Source organism: Variovorax sp. P2_H12 (assembly GCF_056403395.1).
The window spans coordinates 22,372-39,730 of the sequence record NZ_JBFUFO010000033.1; the positions used below are offsets into that span (position 1 = coordinate 22,372).

17 protein-coding genes are annotated in these 17,359 nt (G+C 69.1%); 13 read left to right on the forward strand and 4 right to left on the reverse strand.

All coding sequences use genetic code 11. The features are described 5' to 3' along the window. Window positions 1-44: 44 nt before the first annotated feature. A complete protein-coding gene (locus tag AC1DYK_RS24235) occupies window positions 45-1,337 on the forward strand; it encodes an SUMF1/EgtB/PvdO family nonheme iron enzyme (RefSeq protein WP_478168601.1) in 1,293 nt (430 codons plus the stop codon). A 23-nt stretch (window positions 1,338-1,360) separates the two neighbouring features. Further along, window positions 1,361-2,389 (forward strand): alcohol dehydrogenase catalytic domain-containing protein, encoded by a 1,029-nt coding sequence (locus AC1DYK_RS24240; RefSeq protein ID WP_478168602.1) that lies wholly within the window; start codon window positions 1,361-1,363, stop codon window positions 2,387-2,389. Between the two features lie 134 nt (window positions 2,390-2,523). On the opposite strand, the gene AC1DYK_RS24245 is transcribed toward AC1DYK_RS24240, so the two are convergent. Beyond that, window positions 2,524-3,288, reverse strand: coding sequence for a FadR/GntR family transcriptional regulator (locus tag AC1DYK_RS24245; RefSeq protein ID WP_478168603.1), 765 nt, complete (start codon window positions 3,286-3,288; stop codon window positions 2,524-2,526). A 207-nt stretch (window positions 3,289-3,495) separates the two neighbouring features. Here AC1DYK_RS24245 and AC1DYK_RS24250 point away from each other — a divergent pair, with 207 nt between their 5' ends. From AC1DYK_RS24250 to AC1DYK_RS24280, 7 genes are all read left to right on the forward strand, one after another. Continuing rightward, a complete protein-coding gene (locus AC1DYK_RS24250; protein ID WP_478168604.1) occupies window positions 3,496-4,701 on the forward strand; it encodes an ABC transporter substrate-binding protein in 1,206 nt (401 codons plus the stop codon). Window positions 4,702-4,839: 138 nt separating this feature from the next. Then, on the forward strand, window positions 4,840-5,700 hold the full coding sequence (locus tag AC1DYK_RS24255; protein WP_478168605.1) for a branched-chain amino acid ABC transporter permease: 861 nt from the start codon (window positions 4,840-4,842) through the stop codon (window positions 5,698-5,700). Window positions 5,701-5,705: 5 nt separating this feature from the next. Next, complete coding sequence (locus AC1DYK_RS24260; RefSeq protein WP_478168606.1) at window positions 5,706-6,698, forward strand: branched-chain amino acid ABC transporter permease; 993 nt, start codon at window positions 5,706-5,708, stop codon at window positions 6,696-6,698. Beyond that, window positions 6,695-7,465 (forward strand): ABC transporter ATP-binding protein, encoded by a 771-nt coding sequence (locus AC1DYK_RS24265; RefSeq protein ID WP_478168607.1) that lies wholly within the window; start codon window positions 6,695-6,697, stop codon window positions 7,463-7,465. The genes AC1DYK_RS24260 and AC1DYK_RS24265 overlap by 4 nt, the downstream gene beginning before the upstream one ends. Continuing rightward, entirely contained in the window at window positions 7,462-8,169 is a 708-nt protein-coding gene (locus tag AC1DYK_RS24270) for an ABC transporter ATP-binding protein (protein ID WP_478168608.1), read from the forward strand. Before AC1DYK_RS24265 ends, AC1DYK_RS24270 begins: the two co-directional genes overlap by 4 nt. A 32-nt stretch (window positions 8,170-8,201) precedes the next feature. After that, complete coding sequence (locus AC1DYK_RS24275; RefSeq protein WP_478168609.1) at window positions 8,202-9,494, forward strand: Zn-dependent hydrolase; 1,293 nt, start codon at window positions 8,202-8,204, stop codon at window positions 9,492-9,494. Beyond that, entirely contained in the window at window positions 9,491-10,963 is a 1,473-nt protein-coding gene (locus tag AC1DYK_RS24280; protein ID WP_478168610.1) for a M81 family metallopeptidase, read from the forward strand. Before AC1DYK_RS24275 ends, AC1DYK_RS24280 begins: the two co-directional genes overlap by 4 nt. Before the next feature lie 19 nt (window positions 10,964-10,982). Here AC1DYK_RS24280 and AC1DYK_RS24285 read toward each other — a convergent pair whose 3' ends face one another. Continuing rightward, window positions 10,983-12,098, reverse strand: a complete 1,116-nt coding sequence (locus AC1DYK_RS24285; protein WP_478168611.1) for a substrate-binding domain-containing protein — start codon at window positions 12,096-12,098, stop codon at window positions 10,983-10,985. A gap of 127 nt (window positions 12,099-12,225) precedes the next feature. Here AC1DYK_RS24285 and AC1DYK_RS24290 point away from each other — a divergent pair, with 127 nt between their 5' ends. The 3 genes from AC1DYK_RS24290 to AC1DYK_RS24300 are packed head-to-tail and all read left to right on the forward strand — an operon-like array spanning window position 12,226 to window position 14,533. Continuing rightward, window positions 12,226-12,975 (forward strand): ABC transporter permease, encoded by a 750-nt coding sequence (locus tag AC1DYK_RS24290; RefSeq protein ID WP_478168612.1) that lies wholly within the window; start codon window positions 12,226-12,228, stop codon window positions 12,973-12,975. After that, window positions 12,972-13,691: an ABC transporter ATP-binding protein gene (locus AC1DYK_RS24295; protein ID WP_478168613.1), complete on the forward strand. Its 720-nt coding sequence runs from the start codon at window positions 12,972-12,974 to the stop codon at window positions 13,689-13,691. Before AC1DYK_RS24290 ends, AC1DYK_RS24295 begins: the two co-directional genes overlap by 4 nt. Beyond that, a complete protein-coding gene (locus tag AC1DYK_RS24300) occupies window positions 13,688-14,533 on the forward strand; it encodes an ABC transporter substrate-binding protein (RefSeq protein WP_478168614.1) in 846 nt (281 codons plus the stop codon). The genes AC1DYK_RS24295 and AC1DYK_RS24300 overlap by 4 nt, the downstream gene beginning before the upstream one ends. Before the next feature lie 68 nt (window positions 14,534-14,601). Here the strand turns inward: AC1DYK_RS24300 and AC1DYK_RS24305 are convergent, their stop codons facing one another. Together AC1DYK_RS24305 and AC1DYK_RS24310 are read right to left on the reverse strand one after the other, a co-directional pair. Next, a complete protein-coding gene (locus AC1DYK_RS24305) occupies window positions 14,602-15,405 on the reverse strand; it encodes a ParB N-terminal domain-containing protein (protein WP_478168615.1) in 804 nt (267 codons plus the stop codon). A 44-nt stretch (window positions 15,406-15,449) separates the two neighbouring features. After that, window positions 15,450-15,917 (reverse strand): winged helix-turn-helix transcriptional regulator, encoded by a 468-nt coding sequence (locus tag AC1DYK_RS24310; RefSeq protein ID WP_478168616.1) that lies wholly within the window; start codon window positions 15,915-15,917, stop codon window positions 15,450-15,452. Between the two features lie 129 nt (window positions 15,918-16,046). Between AC1DYK_RS24310 and AC1DYK_RS24315 the strand changes: the two genes are divergently transcribed. Then, complete coding sequence (locus AC1DYK_RS24315) at window positions 16,047-17,357, forward strand: D-amino acid dehydrogenase (protein WP_478168617.1); 1,311 nt, start codon at window positions 16,047-16,049, stop codon at window positions 17,355-17,357. Window positions 17,358-17,359: the final 2 nt, after the last annotated feature.

The window sequence follows — 17,359 nt, forward strand, 5'->3', positions numbered from 1 at the left end:
CCGGGATTTGCCCGGCTTGCGGCCGGCGGTCGCCATAATGCGCGATGCCTTCGAGTCCGCCGTCATCGACGCCGTTCGGCACGCCCGGCCTGCCGTATTCGATCGACTCGCCGGACATGCGCCGGGCCGGCCGTGAGCTGCTGTCGCTGGCGCTGATCGACGCGCGCAACCACACGCTGCATCTGCTGTCGCTCTACGAGCAGGCGCTGGGCGCGTCCACGCTGGCCGTGCCCCGGATCGAAGGGGTCGATCCGCCGGTCTGGCTGGCCGGACATCTCGGCTGGTTCTCCGAGTGGTGGATTGCGCGCAATACGCAGCGCGCCTTCGGCGCCGATTGCCCGGTGCGCCCGACGCGGCTGGCCGCGATCGAGCCGCGGGCCGACGCGTGGTGGAATCCCTCGCAGCGCGCGCCGGCCGACCGCGACGCACCCGACCTGCCGGATCTGGCGCAGACCAAGGCCTACCTGCTCGACACCCTCGAAAGCACGCTCGAATTGCTCGAGCATGCGGCCGAGACCGACGCCGGGCTCTATTTCTATCGCCTGGCGCTGTTTCACGAAGACCTGCGCGGCGAGCAACTGCTGGTGATGGCGCAGACCCTCGGCCTGCCGCTGGCGGTCGAAATGCCGCCGGCCGCGGTGACGCGGCCGGCGCTCTGCGTGCCCGCGACCGCCTGGGAACTCGGCCTGCCGGAGACCGGCTTCGCCTTCGCGCAGGAGCTCGGTTGCGAGCGCGTCGAGGTGCCCGAGTTCGAGATCGATGCCCAGCCCGTCACCTGGAGCCAGTACGTCGAGTTCGTCGATGACGGCGGCTACGACCGGCCCGAATTCTGGCGCCCCGAAGGCCTGGCGTGGCTGACGCAGCAGGCCGAAGGGCGGCGCGGACCGCGTCACGTGGAACAGATCGGCGGGGCGCGCCATGGCACCGGGGGCTCGGTGCTGCAGCAGCAGTTCGGCCGCACGGTGCGCGCAGCGGGCAACCGCAGCGCCGTTCACGTCGCCTGGTGGGAGGCCGATGCCTGGGCGCGCTGGGCCGGCCGGCGCGTGGCCACCGAGGTCGAGTGGGAAATCGCCGCCCACACCGCCTCCCGCCGCGGCTTCCGCTGGGCCGACGTGCACGAGTGGACCGCGGGCACGCTGCAGCCCTGGCCCGGCTTCCGTGCCGACCCGTGGAGCCTGGGCACGGAGTTCGATCCCGGGCCCGCCTTCGGCCAGGCCCGCGTGCTGCGCGGCGCCTCTTTCGCGACCCGGGCGCGCCTGCGCTCGTTGAAACGCCGCGGCTTCGCGCTTCCCGATCGCGACGACGGCTTCTTCGGCTTCAGGACCTGCGCGCTGTGAGCGCCTTTCACCAGGAGACTTCCATGATGCAAGCGGCGGTGCTCAACGAATTCGGCAAACCCCTGGCGATCGAAGAGGTGCCCGTCCCCGAGCCGCTCGCCGGCGAGGTCCTGGTCGAAGTGCTGGCTTGCGGCGTGTGCCATTCGGACCTGCACATCGCGGACGGCGACTTGCCGGGCTTCCGCGCGCTGACCAAGGCACGCGTGATTCCAGGGCACGAGGTGGTCGGCAAGGTCGTCGGCCTCGGCGGCGGCGTGACCGTGCTGAAGGTCGGCGACCGCATCGGGGTGCCATGGCTCTACCGTGCCTGCGGCCGTTGCGAGCAATGCCTCGAAGGCAACGAGAACCTGTGCCGCAAAGGTGCGGCCGTGACCGGCATGTCGGTCGATGGCGGGTATGCGCAGTTCATGTGCGCGAACGCGGACTACGCGGTGCGCATCCCCGATGCGTTGAGCGCCGAGCAGGCCGCGCCGCTGCTCTGCGCCGGGGTCACGAGCTATCGTGCGCTGCAGAAGGCGCATGTCGCCGCCGGCCAGCGCGTGGCCGTGTTCGGCGTCGGCGGGCTCGGGCATCTGGCCGTGCAGATCGCCCGCGCATTGGGCGCGGAGGTCTTCGCGCTCGACGTCAGCGAGGCCAAGCTGGCGCTGGCGCGCGAACTGGGTGCGGACCATGCGCTGAATGCCGCCGACCCGCAGGCCTTGGCGCTGATCCGCAAGCGGGGCGGCGCGCACGTGGCCGCCGTTACCTCGGCGGCCCATGTCGCCTACGACGCGGCGATGAGCATCCTGCGGCCGGGCGGCACGCTGTGCGTCATCGGCCTGCCGGCCGAGCCGTTGCGGTTCTCCGCCCTGGCGCTGGTGGGCAGCGAGGCGCATGTGATCGGCTCGGCGGTCGGTACCCGCGAGGACCTGCGCGCGGTGCTCGATCTCGCCGCCCGCGGGCTGCTGCATTGCCGCGTGGAATCGAGCCCGCTGTCGGCGATCAACGAGGTCTTCGAGGCCATGCGTCGCGGCAACATTCAGGGCCGCGTGGTGCTGGATCCGCGCGGGTGACATAGCCCCACGCTCCCCCACTGCGTGTGGGTCGCTGCCCCCCGAGGGGGCCGCAGCAGGCCGCCCGTCAGCGCGAAGCGCGGACTTCGCCGCGCTGGCGGCCCGGCGCCGGCCTGATTCGCCCCACGCTCCGTTCAGCGCTGGCCGCTCGGCAGCAGCAGGTGCTTGGCGCCGATGTGCGCTTCCATCTCGTGCATGTGGACTTCCGCGTCGGCCATGTGTTCGGCCATCAGGCGGCGCACGGTCTCGGCGTCTTGGTTGCGGTAGGCCGCCAGCAGCTCGGTGTGGTAGTCGACATTGGCCTCGCCGAAGTGGTGGTGGTCGAGCGCCTTCTTGTAGACCACGAGGTCGCGCAGCAGGTCGTTGAGGAAGCGGCACATGAACGAGAGCACCGGATTGGGGCAGCTTTCGGCCAGGATGGTGTGAAACGCGAGTTCGGCTTCGCGCTGGATGCGCAGTTCGTCTTCCGAAGCAGGCTCGTGGGTGCACAGGCGGATGTTCTCTTCGAGGCGCGCCATCTGCTGCGGCGTGAGTCGGCCCACCACGCTCACGGCCAGTTCGGGCTCCAGGGCCTTGCGCAACTGGTAGATGTGATGCCCGTCCAGGTGATGGAAGTGCAGGAAGTTGCGCAGCGGCTCCGAGGCGTGGTCGACCGACACCTGCTGCAGGTAGGCACCGCCGCCCGGCCCGGTCCGGATCGAGATCAGCCCGCGCACCTCCAGCGCCTTCAGCGCCTCGCGCACCGTGCTCTTCGAATAGCCGAAGAGCTCGATCAGTTCCTTCTCGTTCGGTAACCGGTCGCCAGGCTGCTTGCGCTCGGCAACGATCCATCGCTTCACGTCTTCGACGATGACGTCCGAGAGCTTTTGCCGCTTGGGACGGTGTTGGCCCACTGTCATGCACACGCTCCATGCCCATCGGGAGATGCGCACCAGCGCGCGATCTTACTGGCGCTTGCGAAGGCGCTTTCTTGCGGAGGAGGGGTGAATGCAGGCACGGCGATTGCTAACGGGTTTTCACTAGCATATTAATCCAATTTATCCGGTTAAATCGCCGCAGCTCGCGGAAGCCATTTCTTCACTTCACACCACGATCGGAGCTCTCAATTGCAACGCAGACACCTTCTCCAACTGGCCGCCCTCTCGGCCGCGCCCGCCTCCCTGCTGGCCGGTCGCGCCGCTTTCGCCCAATCGGCGGACGCCATCCGCTTCGGCTGCCCGGTGCCGATGTCAGGGGCTTTCGCGGCCAACGGCAAATTTGCCGAACTGGGCATGAAGCTCGCAATCGAACAGTACGGCAGCGTGCTCAATCGGCCCCTGGCCTACACGGTGCTCGACACCGAAGGCAAGCCGGCGACCGCGGTGCGCAAGGTGCAGGAGGCCTCGCAGCAGCAGGGCGTGCGCTTCTTCGCGGGCGGGACCCTGTCGTCGGAATCGCTGGCGATGGGCAAGGAGGCCGAGAAGGCCGGCGGGCTCTTCATCACCACGGCCGGCGCTGACGAGATCACCGGCAAGGACTGCAACAGCGCCACCTTCCGCTGGTCCGTGCCCACTTTCGGTGCCATCGAGCAAACGGTGCGTCCGCTGGCGGCCGCGCTGCCCAACGCCAAGCGCTGGTACACCATCACGCCGCAGTACGTGTTCGGCGAAGGCCTGCTCGGCGCGGCCAAGGCGATCTTCCAGGAGAAGGGCATCGAGCACGTGGGCAACAGCTACCACTCGCTCAACGAGAAGGAGTTCAGCGGCTACCTCACCAACGCGGCGGCCGCCAAGCCCGACGTGCTGCTGCTGCTCAACTTTGGTGCGCAGTCGTCCGATGCGCTGCGCCAGGCGGTGAGCTTCGGCATGAACAAGAACATGACGATCCTGATTGCCTGGGCCTCGGGATTGGAGCAGTTCGAGTCCTTGGGCGCGGACCTGTGCGATGGCGTCTATTTCGGCGCCCAGTACTGGCACACGGCCGACACGCCGCTCAACCGCGACCTCGTCAAGCGCACCGCCGACAAGCTCAAGATCGTGCCCAACTACAGCCTCGCGGGTTCCTACGTCTGCACCAAGGTCCTGCTCGACGGCATCGTCAAGGCCGGCACGGTCGACCCGAAGGCCGTGATCGCGGCGCTCGAAGGCATGAAGTTCGATGGCCTGACCGGGACCGAGGAAATCCGCAAGGCCGATCACCAGGTGATCAAGGACTACTACCTGCTCAAGGGCAAGGCCAAGTCGAAGATGAAGAACCCGGCCGACTTCGTCGACGTGGTCAGCTCGGGCAAGTCGTTCCTTCCGGTCGACAAGACCGGCTGCAAACTGGGCTGACCGGCTAACCCCCAGGCTTGCCCACTGCGTGTGGCCGCCCACCCCCTTGCAGGGGGCAAACACCTGCGGCCCGGCAAAGCCGGTTCCGCGGTGTTCCTGGAAGGGACCGTGCACGCAAGCCCGCCACCACCCACATCTATGACCGTCTACCTGCTCCAGACCCTCAACGGAATCGGCATCGGCATGCTGTATTTCCTGCTGGCCGTTGGCTTGTCCATCGTGTTCGGCCTGCTGCGCTTCGTGAACTTCGCGCACGGGGCCTTCTATCTGCTCGGTGCCTACCTGTGCTTCCAGGCCATGCAGTGGGGCCTCGATTTCTGGGCCGCGCTGGTGCTGGTGCCGCTGTTCGTCGGCGCGCTGGGATGGGCCGCCGAGAAGCTGCTGCTGCGCCGTGTCTACGCCAAGGCGCACGAGTTCCACATCCTCGTCACCGTCGGCCTTGCGCTCGCGGTGCAGGAAGTCGTGATCGTGCTGTGGGGGCCGCTCGGCAACAGCGTGCCCACGCCCGACCTGCTGCAGGGCGTGGTCATGTGGGGCGCCTTCGTCTATCCCAAGTACCGGCTCTTCGTCATCGGCTTCACGGCCGTGCTGGCGGTGCTGCTGTGGTGGGTGCTCGAAGGGACACGGCTGGGCAGCGCGGTCCGTGCGGGCAGCGAATCGACCGAGATGGTGTCGCTGCTGGGCATCAACGTGTTCCGCGTGTTCAGCCTGGTGTTCGCGCTGGGCGCGGCGACGGCGGCTTTGGCCGGCGTGCTGGCCGCGCCGATCCGCGGCGCCGAGCCCTTCATGGGTGTCGAGGCGCTGGGTGTCGCCTTCGTGGTGGTGGTGATCGGCGGCCTCGGCAGCTTCGGCGGGGCGCTGGTGGGCGGGCTGCTCATCGGCGTGGTGCAAAGCCTCATGAGCACCCTCTGGCCGCCCGGCGCGAGCCTGATGATCTACATCGCGATGGCGGCCGTGCTGCTGCTGCGCCCGCATGGCCTGCTCGGCCGCCGAGGATGAAAACCATGCCAAGAAAAATCACTTTCCTGCTGGCGCTGGCGGTTGCGCTTGGCTTGCCGCTGGTGTTGCGCTCGGGGTCGCTCGCGAGCGAGGTGCTGATCTACGCGCTGGCGGCACTGGGCTGCAACCTGCTGCTGGGCTACACCGGCCTGCTGTCGTTCGGGCAGGGCATCTTCTTCGGCCTCGGCAGCTACACCCTGGCGCTGATGCTGACGCGCCTGCAGCTGCCGATGCCGGTCGCGCTGGCCGCGGCGACCGCGATGGGCGCGGTCGGCGCCGCGTTGGTCGGCTGGGTCGCGATTCGCCAGCGCGGCACCTATTTCGTGATGCTCACGCTGGCCTTCGCGCAGATGTTCTACTTCCTCGCCTACACGGCGACCGATCTCACGGGCGGCGACAACGGCCTGCTCGACGTGCCGCGTCCGCCGCTGTCGCTGTTCGGCCGCACGCTGTGGGCCATGGACACGCCGTGGACCTACTACGCCTTTGTCGCCGTGGTGTTCCTGATCGCGTTCGGATTGCTGCTGCGCGTGTCGGATTCGATCTTCGGCCGCACGCTGCTGGCCATCCGCGACAACGAGGACCGGGCCGCCGCGGTGGGCTACAACCTCCGGCGCTTCAAGCTGCTGGCCTTCGTGATCTCGGGCGCGGTCACCGGCCTGGCGGGCGGGCTGCACGCGATGATGACCGGCATCGCGCCGCTCTCGAATGCCGAATACCACACGAGCGAGATGATCCTGGTCATCACCGTGATCGGCGGCACCGGCAACCTCTTCGCCTCGGTGCTGGGTGCGGCTTTCTATGTGCTGCTGGCCGACTGGCTCTCGACCTTGTGGCCGCGATGGCTGCTGTTGCTGGGGCTGTTGCTGATCGGCGTGAGCATCGGCATGCAGCGCGGCCTCTGGGGCCTGGGCGAAAGCGCGTGGCGCCGCGTGTTCCGCAGGGCGCCGCAGGTGCCGCCGCCCGAGGTCCTGGCCGGACAGGGAGAGAAGGCATGACGCAGACCGCACTGATCGAAGCCGTCGGTGTCACCAAGCACTACGGCAAGTTCGCCGCCCTCGGCGGCGTGGACCTCCGGATCCTGCCCAACACCGTGCATTCGGTGATCGGCCCCAACGGCGCCGGCAAGACCACGCTGTTCCACATGCTCACGGGCACCGGCACCACGACGGGCGGGCGCATCGTGTTCGACGGCCACGACGTGACGCGCGAGCCCGACTACCGCCGGGTGCAGCGCGGGATGGCGCGCTCCTTCCAGGTCACGAGCCTGTTTGCCAGCCTGCCGGTGCGCGAGAACCTGCGGCTCGCGGCGCAGGGCGTGACGCCGCGCCGTGCGCTCAATTGCTGGCGCGCGCCGGTCGGCGAACTGTCCTGCGCCGACATCGTGGCGGAAGTGCTTCAGCGCATCGGCCTCGAGCGGCTGGCCGACACGCCGGCCAGCGTGCTCTCGCACGGCCAGCAGCGGCGCCTCGAAGTCGGCATGGCGCTGGCGGCGCGGCCCAAGGCGATCTTTCTGGACGAGCCGACCTCGGGCATGGGCATCGACGACCTCGACGACATGAAGCAACTGATCCGCGGCCTGCGCGACGCGCACACCGTGGTGCTGATCGAACACAACATGAACATCGTGATGGACATCTCCGACACCGTGACCGTGATGCAGCAGGGCCGCGTCCTGGCCGAGGGACTGCCGGGCGACATCCGCTCCGATCCGCGCGTGCGCACGGCCTACCTCGGCAACATGATCACCGGGGGGCGCGCATGAGCAGCATTCTCGAAGTCGCGAACCTGCACAGCCACTACGGCAAGAGCCATGTGCTGCAGGGCGTCTCGATGACCGTGGGCGAGGCGGAACTGGTCACGCTGCTGGGCCGCAACGGCGCGGGCAAGTCGACCACGCTGAAGAGCATCGCCGGCGCCGTCACACCCACCCGCGGCAGGGTGCGGTTCCAGGGGGCCGACATCGCGGGTCTCCCGCCGCACCGCATCGCGGCCCGCGGCGTCTGCCTGGTGCCCGAGCACCGCGGCATCTTCAAGCTGCTGACCGTGGAGGAGAACCTGCTGCTCGGCCAGCGGCGCGATTCGCCCTGGCAACTCGACGACATCTACCGCATCTTTGCGCGCCTGAAGGAGCGGCGCCGCAACGGCGGGGGCCAGCTTTCGGGCGGCGAGCAGCAGATGCTGGCCATCGGGCGCGCGCTGATGAACCACCCGCGCCTGCTGATCCTCGACGAACCGGTGGAAGGCCTTGCGCCGGTGATCGTCGAAGAGATCGTCGCCCAGCTGAAGCTGATCAAGGCCGCCGGCGTGGCGATCCTGCTGGTCGAGCAGAACCTGGAGGTCTGCGTGCAGCTGGCCGACCGGCACTACATCCTGGAGCAGGGCGTGATCGTGCACGAGGCCGGCAACGCGGACTTCGTCGCCGACCACGAAGTGAAGGACCGCTACCTGGGCGTCGGTCTCGTCTGAACGCATCCGCCCCGCCTCTTTCTCGCAAAGCCATGACTATATCCCCTGAACTTTCCCCCGTGTCCGGCGCACCGGACCTGCGCCATCTTCGCGTCGACGGCCAGCGTCTCTGGAACTCGCTGATGCAACTCGCCGAGCTCGGCGCCACCGAGAAGGGCGGCGTCTGCCGCATCGCGCTGACCGAGCTCGACCGGCAGGGCCGCGAGCTCTTCGCGCGCTGGGCCCGCGAGGCCGGCTGCGAGCTGCGCGTGGACCAGATCGGCAACATCTTCGCGCGCCGTGCCGGACGCAACAACGCGCTGCCGCCGGTCACGACCGGCAGCCACATCGACACCCAGCCCACGGGCGGCAAGTTCGACGGCAATTACGGCGTGCTCGCGGGCCTTGAGGTGATCCGCAGCCTCAACGATGCGCAGATCGTCACCGAAGCGCCGCTGGAGGTGGCGGTGTGGACCAACGAGGAGGGCTCGCGCTTCGTGCCGGTGATGATGGGCTCGGGCGTCTTCGCCGGCGCCTTCACGCTCGAGCACGCGCTCTCGCAGCGCGACAACGAGGGCATCAGCGTGGCCGATGCGCTGGCCGCCATCGGCCATGCCGGCCCGGCGCCCGCATCGGCGGCCGCATCCCCCGTGGGGGCGTACTTCGAAGCGCACATCGAACAAGGGCCGGTGCTCGAAGCCAACGAGCGCGTGATCGGCGTGGTCGAGGGCGCGCTCGGGCAGCGCTGGTACGACGTGGTGGTGCAGGGCATGGAAGCGCATGCCGGGCCCACCCCGATGGAACTTCGGCACGACGCCTTGCTGGCCGCCTCCGAGCTGGTGATCGAGGTCAATCGCATCGCGCTCGCGCAGGCGCCGCATGGGCGCGGCACCGTCGGCTGGATCGATGCCTACCCGAATTCGCGCAACGTGATCCCGGGCAGGGTGCGGCTCAGCGTCGACCTGCGCGCGGCCGACGACACTGTGCTGCTGGCCATGGACGCGGCGCTCAGGCAGGCGACGCAGCGCATCGGCGCGCTGCACAAGGTGGACCTCAGCGTCGAGCAGGTGGTGTATTTCCCGCCGCAGTCCTTTGCGCCGGCGCTGGTCTCGGCCGTGCGCGACGCCGCGCAGCAGCAGGGCATGACCTGGATGAACGTGATCAGCGGCGCCGGCCACGACGCGGTGTACCTGGCGCGCGTCTGCCCGGCCGCAATGATCTTCGTGCCTTGTCTCGACGGCATCAGCCACAACGAGATCGAGGATGCGCAGCCCGACCACCTGGAGGCCGGTTGCAATGTGCTGATGCAGGCGATGCTGCAAAGCGCGGGGGTGGTGGCATCGTGAAAATCCTGATCGCCCGGCTCAATCACGAGACCAACACCTTCTCGCCCGTGCCCACGTCGCTGGCTGCCTTCGGGCCCGACGGCCCGAGCTTCGGCGAGCAGGCCTATCGCGACAACAAGGGCATGCGCACCGCGATGTCGGCCTTCATCGACCTGGCCGAGCAGGCGGGTGCGACGCTGGTCACGCCGGTGTCCGCTTCGGCCAATCCCAGCGGGCCGGTCGACGCGCAGGCCTACACCACCTTGTGCCAGAGCATCCTCGATGCCGCGCCGGGGTGCGATGCGATCCTGCTCGACCTGCACGGCGCGATGGTGGCGCACAACAGCGTGGACGGCGAGGGCGACCTGCTCGCGCGGCTGCGCGCCGCGGCGCCCGGCGTGCCGATCGGCGTGGCGCTCGACCTGCATGCCAACGTGACGGCGGCGATGGTCGGCAACGCGGACGTGATCGTCGGCTTCAAGACCTACCCGCACATCGACATGTACGAAACCGGCGAGCATGCGGGCCGCCTGCTGCTGGACCTGCTCGCCGGGCGGAGCCGGCCCGCGATGCGGTGGCACTCGCTGCCTCTGATGGCGCACACGCTGCGCAGCGCGTCCTTCGCCGGCGCGATGCAGCGCGCGATCGACGCGGCGCGCGCAGCCGAGAAGGCCGACTCGCTCGCGGTGTCGATCTTCGCGGGCTTCTCGCTGTCCGACATCGAGGCGCCCTGCATGAGCGTGGTGGTGGTCGATGCGCAGTCGCCCGAGCGCGCCCAGGCCACGGCTGATCGCATCGCGGGGCAGATGTGGAGCGAGCGCGAGGCTTTCGTCTACCGCAGCGAACCCCTGGCGGCATCGATCGCGCGCGCCAAGCAGATCGCGCAGGGCGCCACCCGCCCGGTGCTGCTGCTCGACCATGGCGACAACTGCATGTCCGGCGGCAGCTGCGACACCATGGATGTGCTGCAGGAAGCGCTGGCCCAGGGACTCGACGGCATCGGCGTCGGGCCGCTGTGCGACCCGCAGGCCGTGAGCGAGCTCATCGCGGCGGGCGAGGGCGCGACGGTGACGGTGGCACTCGGCAACAAGGTGTCGCTGGCAGGCATCGGCCTCGCCAAGACGCCGCTGCCACTGACGGGCACGGTGCGCACCATCAGCGACGGCGAGTACGTGATCACGGGCCCCACCTACACCGGCCAGCGCGCCAGCATGGGCCGCACGGTGCTGTTCGACATCGGCGCGGCACGCATCGTCGTGACCGAGCGCACCCAGGAACCCTGGGACATCGGCGTCTTCGAATGCGCGGGCCTCGATCCGCGCGGCGAGCGCTTCCTGCTGCTCAAGTCGCGCATGTACTGCCGGCCGGTGTTCGAGCCGCTGTCCGCCGCGCTGGTCGAGTGCGACAGCCCGGGGGTGACGAGTTCGGACTATGGGCTGTTTCCGTTTTCCAAGGTACGGCGCCCGGTCTTCCCGCTCGATCCCGCTTGAGCGTGCACGCGGGCCGGAGTTACGACTTGGCGCGCGAGGGGGCCTTTTTCGGCTTGAAGCTCCACCACGGCAGCAGCGTGCTCAACGACTCGACCTCGCCGCTGCTGGCGCTCTCGTAGCCCGGAAGCGTGCCGAGCTGGTGCTGCCAGGCGGCGCCGCGCAGCAGTACCAGCAGGGCCTGGATCGCCGGCTGTTCGAGCGCCGATTTGAGGCAGGCCAGGTGGTAGCGCTCCTGCACCAGCGGCACGAAGCCCAGGCCCGCGCCGAGCGCCGCCGATTCGATCCCGAGCGCCGCATCGGCCTCGCCGGCGGCCACCGCATGCGCGGCGGCCGCGTGCGAGGGCTCGTGCCGGGCATAGCCGTCGATGGCGTCGGCCGTCAGGCCGTCGCGCTCCAGCAGCTCGTCGAGCAGCACCCGCGTGCCGGTGCCGATCGACCGGTTCACGTAGCGGGCGCGGCGGGCGGCGACGTCGGCCAGGTTCCGCAAGCCGAGCGGATTGCCGGGCGCGACGATCAGGCCTTGGGTGCGGCGCGCGAAACCGATGATCTTGTGCAGTCCGGGCTTGAGCAGAGGCTTGTAGGTGCGCTGCGCGAGCGAGCCGGTCGGCGGCCGTTCCAGCGTGTGGAAACCCGCCATCACGCAGCGTCCCTGGTTCAGCGCGCTGATCGCATCCACGCTGCCGGTGAAGCGGATGTCGAGCTGCAGCCGGGCGGTGGCCGCCGCGTGCGCGCGCAGCAGCACCAGCGCATCGTCGTGGCTGGCATGCAGGCTCAGCACGTGCGTGCTGTCGTCGAAGGCGAGCGCGAAGGCGCGTTCGAGGTCGGCATGCAATGCCTCGATCTGCGGTGCCAGCCGGGCCTGGGCCTGGCGTTCGGCCCACAGCAGCTTGTCGCCGAACTCGGAGAGCTGGGCCGAGCGGCCCTGGTCGCCGGTCACCAGCGGGTGCCCCAGTGTCTGTTCCCAGCGCTTGAGTTCGCCCCAGACGTGGCGGTACGAATAGCCCACGGCCCGTGCGGCGGCCGAGATCGATCCGTGTTCGCGCACCGCGTGCAGCAACTCCATCAGCGGGTTGCGAATCAGCGTCCGGCCGTGGCGGCGGGGTGCGATGGCGTAGGAGAGTTCGATCTGCTGCACGAGGGAGGAAAAGAGAAGAGGGAGCACCGAGGATTATGCAGAGCTGCCTTTCAACCTATGCAAGTGATTGCATAGGTGGGTGGCGCACGCCTGCCCATACTGCTGCGCTCCCCGCTCCACGCCTTGCATGAACACCTTCGCCGACAGTGCCGCTGCCGCCTGGCACCTGGTCGTCTCCGCCGACCCCTTGCTGCTCGCCATCGTCGGCCGCTCGCTGGCGGTCAGTGGGACGGCCTGCGTGCTGGCCTGCGGCTTCGGCCTGCTGCTGGGCGCCTGGCTGGCGGTGGCGCGTTTTCCGGGGCGCGGCCTGCTGCTGACGCTGCTCAACACGCTGCTGGCGCTGCCCTCGGTGGTGGTGGGCCTGGTGATCTACCTGCTGCTCTCGCGCTCGGGTCCGCTGGGTTTCCTGGGCTGGCTGTTCTCGTTCAAGGCGATGGTGCTGGCCCAGACCATCCTCGTGCTGCCGGTGGTCACGGCGCTGACGCGCCAGACCATCGAGGACGCCGACCGCGCCCACGGCGAGCAGTTGCGCTCGCTCGGCGCCGGCAACTTCGTGCGTTCGCTGCTCCTGGTGGCGGACGAGCGCTATGCGTTGATCACCGTGGTGATCGCCGCCTTCGGCCGCGCGGTGTCGGAAGTCGGCGCGGTGATGATCGTCGGCGGCAACATCGATGGCTTCACGCGCGTGATGACCACCGCGATCGCGCTCGAAACCAGCAAGGGCGACCTGCCCCTGGCGCTGGCGTTGGGCCTGGTATTGCTCGCCGTGGTGCTGGTGCTCAACCTGGCGATCGCGGCGGTGCGCGGCTGGCGCGAGCGGGTCGACGGCGGCATGGTCGACGCGGCCGGCGCGCGGCGGCTGGAGGTTGCGCCATGAGCCGAACGGCAAAAGGCCCGGCTGCGGGCACGCCTCTGTTCAGTCTCCATGCGGCCGAAGTGCGCTTCGGCGAGGTGCAGGCGCTGGCGCCGACCCATCTGACCATCCATGCCGGCGAGCGGGTCGCGCTGATCGGCGCCAACGGCAGCGGCAAGAGCAGCCTGCTGCGGATGCTGCATGGCCTGGTCCCGCACGCGGCGGGCGTCTTCGCGAGCCGGGTGCCGCGCAAGGCGCAGGCCATGCTGTTCCAGCGGCCGCACATGCTGCGCGCCAGCGTGCGCAACAACGTCGCGCTGGCGCTCTGGCTGCACGGTGCGCCGTGGCGCCTGGCGCAGCGCGAGGCCGTGGCGGCGCTGGGACGGGTCGGCCTGGCCGAGCTCGAAGGCCGCAATGCGCGCACGCTGTCGGGCGGCCAGCAGCAGCGCCTGGCGCTCGCGCGGGCCTGGGCGCTGCACCCGGACGTGCTGCTGCTCGACGAGCCGACCGCCAGCCTCGACCCGACCGCCAAGCGCGAGGTCGAGGCCCTGATCGCCGAGGCCGCGCAGGGCCGCACGCTGGTGTTCGCCAGCCACAACCTCGGCCAGGTCAAGCGCCTCGCGAGCCGCGTCGTCTACCTGGAGCACGGCCGCGTGCTGGCCGACCTCCCGGTCCGGGAATTCTTCGGCGGTCCCTTGCCGGCCGAAGCCCGTCTGTTTGTCAAAGGAGAACTGGCATGAAGTCGTTCAATCTGTCCCGAAGCCTGATGTCGGTGCTGGGCGCGGTGGTCGTCGCGGCGAGCGCGCTGGCGGCCCACGCCGAGACCCTCACCATGGCTTCGACCACCTCGACCGAGCAGTCGGGCCTGTTCTCGCACCTGCTGCCGGCCTTCAAGCAGGCCAGCGGCATCGACGTCAAGGTGGTCGCGGTCGGCACCGGCCAGGCGATCGACATGGCCAAGCGCGGCGATGCCGACGTGCTGTTCGTGCACGACACGGCGGCCGAGGAGAAGTTCGTCGCCGACGGCTTCGCCGCCAAACGCTTCCCGGTGATGTACAACGACTTCGTGCTGGTCGGGCCCAAGGGCGATCCGGCCGGCGTCAAGGGCAAGGACATCGTCGCGGCGTTGAAGAAGATCGCCGCCTCCAATGCGCCCTTCGTCTCGCGCGGCGACAAGAGCGGCACCGATGCCGCCGAGCGCCGGATGTGGTCGCAGACCGGCATCGGCGAAAAAGCCGGCCAGGCGCTGGCGAACGACAGGAAGGGCGCGGGCTACAAGGAGTGCGGCTGCGGCATGGGTCCGGCGCTCAACATCGCGGCGTCGAGCGGCGCCTATGTGCTGGCCGACCGCGGCACCTGGCTCAGCTTCAAGAACCGCGCAGATCTCGCGGTGCTGGTGGAGGGCGACAAGCGCCTGTTCAACCAGTACGGCGTGATGGTGGTGAGCCCGGCGAAGTTCCCGCAGCTCAACAGCGCGGGCGCGCAGAAGTTCGTCGACTGGGTCATCTCGCCCGTGGGCCAGTCGACCATCGCGGCCTACAAGATCGGCGGCGAGCAATTGTTTTTCCCGAACGCTGAATAGGGCTTGCCCCCCGGGTTGGCTCACGTCGTGTAGCCGCCCGCGAGGCCGGCTTCCTGGCGCCCTGAGGCTCAGGCCTCCGCGGCCTGCAACAGCGCGTGCAGCGCGGCGACCTGACGGCGCAGGTCTTCGTTCTCGGCCGTCAACTCGGCGACGCGCTGCGTCAGCCGCTCGACGGCATCCGGTGCTTCCGGCGCCTGCGTTTTTTCAGGTTCCGCACGCGTGGGGCGCTTGGCCTCGCGCACGCGCTTGGCGGCCTGCTTGAGTTCGTCCTTGCCGCCGTTGGCCGCGGCCACCTGTTCTTCGGCCGGCAGGCTGGCCACGGCCGCCGCGGCATTGATCGAGATCGTGCCGGACTTGACCGCGGCCACCAGCTCGGGCGCCGCCTGCTTCTGGATCTTCTCGATCATCACCACCTGGCTGCTGCTCAGGCGCGCCGCCTTGGCGATGGCTTCGCGGCTGTTCAGGGGCGCGGGTGGCGGCAGTGCCGGATCGGCATCGAAGGGCGGATCGTCGGCGGCGTCGGACGGGGCCGCGGATGCGCGGGCTTGCCGTCCGGCCACGATCTCCTTCTTTCGCAGCGCCAGCACGCCGCGCAGGAAGTCCGAGACGCTGCGCCGGCCCAGGTGCTGGTCGATCATCCACAGGTGCACGTCCTCCAGGGACTGGAAGCGTGTGTTCTGCACCGTCTGGAACGGCAGGCCGTGCTTCTGGCAGATGCCGTAGCGGTTGTGGCCGTCCACCAGCACCTCGCCCCACAGCACCAGGGCATCGCGGCAGCCTTCGGCCAGGATGCTGCGCTCGAGCGCTTCGTATTCCTCCGGGGTCAGGGGGTCGATATAGGATTTCAGGTCTTCGTTGACGACGATGTTCATGGAGGCGGGGTTCGGGGACGAGGGGCGGGATTCTAGGTGCAGGCTCAGCGGTCCATCGGCAGGTAGAGGCTTTCCTTGACCTCTTCCATCACGACATAGCTGCGCGATTCGGCGGTCACGGGCAGCTTCTTGAGCAGGCCGCCCAGCAGGTCGCGGTAGTCGCTCATGGCGCGCAGCCGCGCCTTGATGAGATAGTCGAAGCCGCCCGACACCAGGTGGCATTCCATCACCTCGGGCACGTGCAGCAGCTCCTCGCGCACCTGGTCGAAGACGTCGCCCGACTTCGACGACAGCGTGATCTCGACGAACACCAGCAAGGTCTTGCCGACGGCCTGCGGATCGATGCGCGCGTGGTAGCCGGTGATCACGCCCTCGCGCTCCATGCGCCGTACGCGCTCGGAGCAGGGCGACGTCGACAGGCCGATCTGCTCGGCCAGATCGGTCATCGAAATGCGGCCCTGGCGTTGCAGGATGTCGAGGATTTTCCGGTCGGTGCGGTCGAGTTCGGTCATTTCACTCCTGGAGGGCGGTTGGAGGCGGGGCGGCAGCTGAAATCACTGCAGACGGGCATTATTTCAGTGGAGTTTATCGGGATTGAATTCATACCATTGACTCCTTACCTGTTCTCTGGGAGTTCGGCGATGAAAGTGATCGTTTTGGGCGGCGGCGTGATCGGCGTGACGACCGCGTATTACCTGGCGCGCAATGGCGCCGAGGTCACCTTGATCGATCGCCAGGGCGGCCCGGCGCAGGAAACCAGCTTTGCCAACGCGGGCCAGGTGTCGCCCGGCTATTCCACGCCGTGGGCCGCGCCGGGCATCCCGCTCAAGGCGTTGAAGTGGATGTTCCAGAAGCACGCGCCGCTCGCGATCCGGCCCGACGGCACCTTGTTCCAGCTGCGCTGGATGGCGCAGATGCTGAAGAACTGCTCGCCCGAACGCTACGCGCTCAACAAGGAACGCATGATGCGCGTGGCCGAGTACAGCCGCGATTGCCTGCGCGAACTGCGCGCCGAGACCGGCATCCACTACGAGCAGCGCACGCAAGGCACGCTGCAGCTGTTCCGCAGCCAGGCGCAGCTCGACGCCGTGCAGCGCGACCTCGCCGTGCTCGAGGAGTGCGGCGTGCCCTACACCCTGCTCGACCGCAGCCGGCTTGCCACGGTCGAACCGGCCCTGGCCCGCACCGGCGACCTGCTGGCCGGCGGCCTGCACCTGCCCAACGACGAAACCGGCGACTGCAACCTGTTCACCCAGGGCCTGGCCGCGATCGCGCGCGGGCTCGGCGTCGATTTCCGCTTCCATCAGTCGGTGGACGGCCTGGTCACCGACGGCGGCCGCATCACCGGCGTGCGCCTGGGCGGCGCCGCGAACGAGGTGCTCACCGCCGACCGCTATGTGCTGGCCTTCGGCAGCTATTCGCGCGACTTCCTCGCGCCATTGGGACTGGACATTCCGGTGTATCCGGTCAAGGGCTATTCGCTGACCGTGCCGCTGGTCGACGCCTCGCTGGCGCCGCAGTCCACGGTGCTCGACGAGACCTACAAGGTGGCGGTCACGCGCTTCGACGATCGCATCCGGGTCGGCGGCATGGCCGAGCTCGGCGGCTTCGACCTGCGCCTCAACCCGCGCCGGCGCGAGACCCTGGAACGCGTCATCACCGACCTGTTCCCCTGCGGCGACCTGCCGCGCGCCACCTTCTGGACCGGCCTCAGGCCGATGACGCCCGACAGCACGCCGATCGTCGGTGCGACGCGCTACGGCAACCTGTTCCTCAATACCGGCCACGGCACCCTCGGCTGGACCATGGCCTGCGGCTCGGGCAAGCTGGTGGCCGACCAGGTCATGGGCCGGCGTCCCGACATCCGCACCGACGGGCTGGCCGTCGATCGCTACCAGCCGGCGGTGTCGGGCCCGCGCGGCGCAGGCCGGCCGGCCGGCGTTCCGGCCTGAAC

Bases quoted from the DNA above. Each gene is read 5' to 3' on its own strand.
- AC1DYK_RS24265 (WP_478168607.1), top strand. From the start codon at position 6,695: ATGACGCAGACCGCACTGATCGAAGCCGTCGGTGTCACCAAGCACTAC.
- AC1DYK_RS24295 (WP_478168613.1), top strand. From the start codon at position 12,972: ATGAGCCGAACGGCAAAAGGCCCGGCTGCGGGCACGCCTCTGTTCAGT.
- AC1DYK_RS24240 (WP_478168602.1), top strand. From the start codon at position 1,361: ATGATGCAAGCGGCGGTGCTCAACGAATTCGGCAAACCCCTGGCGATC.
- AC1DYK_RS24255 (WP_478168605.1), top strand. From the start codon at position 4,840: ATGACCGTCTACCTGCTCCAGACCCTCAACGGAATCGGCATCGGCATG.
- AC1DYK_RS24290 (WP_478168612.1), top strand. From the start codon at position 12,226: ATGAACACCTTCGCCGACAGTGCCGCTGCCGCCTGGCACCTGGTCGTC.
- AC1DYK_RS24310 (WP_478168616.1), bottom strand. From the start codon at position 15,917: ATGACCGAACTCGACCGCACCGACCGGAAAATCCTCGACATCCTGCAA.
- AC1DYK_RS24235 (WP_478168601.1), top strand. From the start codon at position 45: ATGCCTTCGAGTCCGCCGTCATCGACGCCGTTCGGCACGCCCGGCCTG.
- AC1DYK_RS24260 (WP_478168606.1), top strand. From the start codon at position 5,706: ATGCCAAGAAAAATCACTTTCCTGCTGGCGCTGGCGGTTGCGCTTGGC.
- AC1DYK_RS24245 (WP_478168603.1), bottom strand. From the start codon at position 3,288: ATGACAGTGGGCCAACACCGTCCCAAGCGGCAAAAGCTCTCGGACGTC.
- AC1DYK_RS24270 (WP_478168608.1), top strand. From the start codon at position 7,462: ATGAGCAGCATTCTCGAAGTCGCGAACCTGCACAGCCACTACGGCAAG.
- AC1DYK_RS24275 (WP_478168609.1), top strand. From the start codon at position 8,202: ATGACTATATCCCCTGAACTTTCCCCCGTGTCCGGCGCACCGGACCTG.
- AC1DYK_RS24305 (WP_478168615.1), bottom strand. From the start codon at position 15,405: ATGAACATCGTCGTCAACGAAGACCTGAAATCCTATATCGACCCCCTG.
- AC1DYK_RS24315 (WP_478168617.1), top strand. From the start codon at position 16,047: ATGAAAGTGATCGTTTTGGGCGGCGGCGTGATCGGCGTGACGACCGCG.
- AC1DYK_RS24300 (WP_478168614.1), top strand. From the start codon at position 13,688: ATGAAGTCGTTCAATCTGTCCCGAAGCCTGATGTCGGTGCTGGGCGCG.